This is a genomic window from Amycolatopsis kentuckyensis (assembly GCF_002155975.1).
GTDB lineage: Bacteria > Actinomycetota > Actinomycetes > Mycobacteriales > Pseudonocardiaceae > Amycolatopsis > Amycolatopsis kentuckyensis.
The window spans coordinates 1-1,595 of sequence record NZ_MUMI01000733.1 but is presented as its reverse complement, the minus strand read 5'-3'; the positions used below and the strand labels follow the sequence as shown (position 1 = coordinate 1,595).

General features: G+C 73.2%; 1 protein-coding gene and 1 pseudogene. Both read left to right on the top strand.

What is annotated here, in order from left to right:
• Positions 1-424 (top strand): annotated as a pseudogene (locus CCN39_RS46865) (energy-coupling factor transporter transmembrane protein EcfT); the annotation flags it as partial.
• On the top strand, positions 421-1,595 hold a 1,175-nt coding region (locus CCN39_RS46860), incomplete at its 3' end, for an ABC transporter ATP-binding protein (protein ID WP_143264447.1). The pseudogene CCN39_RS46865 and the gene CCN39_RS46860, both read left to right, overlap by 4 nt.

Below are 1,595 nucleotides of genomic sequence, written 5' to 3'. Positions count from 1 at the left end.
CGGCCGCCGGGCGTACCTCGGGACGCGCCTGCGGGTGCTGATCGCGTCCTGCGTGCTGGCCGGGCTGGTCGGCGTGTGCGTCGGCGTCTACGGCGTGCTCGACGGAACGTCGTCCTGGCTCGGCGTGCCGCTGCTGGCGGCCGGACTGGTCTTGGCGGTCGTGGGCTTCGTCCTCGGCGGGCGGCGCGTCCGGCGGACGGCGTACCGGCCGGACCCGTGGCGCTGGCCGGAGACGCTGGTCGTCGCGTCCGGCGTCGGGGCGTGCGCGCTGCTGTTCGCGACCGCCCGGATCGACGCGGGCCGGTTGTTCCCTTCGCTGAGCCCGCTGCGCTGGCCGGAGGTTTCCTGGGTGCACGCGGTGTCGGTGCTGGTCGCGGTGCTGCCGGCGTTCGTCGCACCCCCTGTTCCGGAGGTCGTCCGATGATCGAGTTCTCCCGGGTCACGGTGACCTACCCGGACGCCTCGCGGCCGGTGCTGTCCGACGTGTCGCTGCAGCTCGAAGAGGGCGAGTTGTGCCTGGTCGCGGGCCCGACAGGGGCGGGGAAGTCGACGTTCCTCGGCGCGCTCAACGGCCTCGTCCCGCACTTCACCGGCGGCCGCCTGTCCGGCCGGGTCGTCGTCGGTGGGTTCGACACGGCTCACCACCCGCCGCGCGAGCTGGCCTCGGTCGTCGGCGTCGTCGGCCAGGACCCGCTCTCCGGGTTCGTGACGGACACGGTGGAGGAGGAGCTCGCGTACGCGATGGAGCAGCTGGCGGTGCCGCCGGACGTGATGCGCAAGCGCGTCGAGGAAACCCTGGACCTGCTGGGCATCGCGGAGCTGCGCAACCGTCCACTTCGGACACTGTCGGGCGGTCAGCAGCAGCGCGTCGCGATCGGCTCGGTCCTGACGGCCCACCCGTCGGTCGTCGTGCTCGACGAGCCGACGTCGGCGCTGGACCCGACGGCGGCGGAGGACGTCCTCGCGGCGATCACGCGCCTGGTGCACGACCTCGGGACGACGGTGATCGTCGCGGAGCACCGGATGGAGCGGGTGGCCCAGTACGCGGACCGGCTGCTGTACCTCCCGGGCGACGGCTCGGTCCGGTCCGGGCCACCGGCCGAGATCCTGGCGACGTCGCCGATCGCGCCCCCGATCGCCGAGCTGGGCCGGCTGGCGGGCTGGTCCCCGCTGCCGCTGTCGGTCCGGGACGCGCGCCGGGTCGCGGGGCCGCTGCGTGCTCGCCTCCAGAAATTGTCGGTGGTGGGTCGTAGTCTCTCGGTGACCGGTTCGGCACTGGACGTGAGAGGGGTGGTGGTCCGATACGGAGATGTCCTGGCGGTGCGCGGGGTCGACCTGCGTGTCGGACCGGGAGAGGTGGTCGCGCTGATGGGACGCAACGGCTCCGGCAAGTCGTCGCTTCTCTGGGCGGTGCAGGGCAGTGGCCCGAGGTCGGCGGGGAAGGTCGACGTCGGTGGCGCGGACCCGGCATCGCTCAAGCCACGAGTGGCCCGTCAGCGCGTGGGTCTGGTCCCGCAGACCCCGGCCGACCTGCTGTACCTCGATTCGGTGGACGCCGAGTGCGCACAGGCGGACACCGAATCGCAGGTACAGCA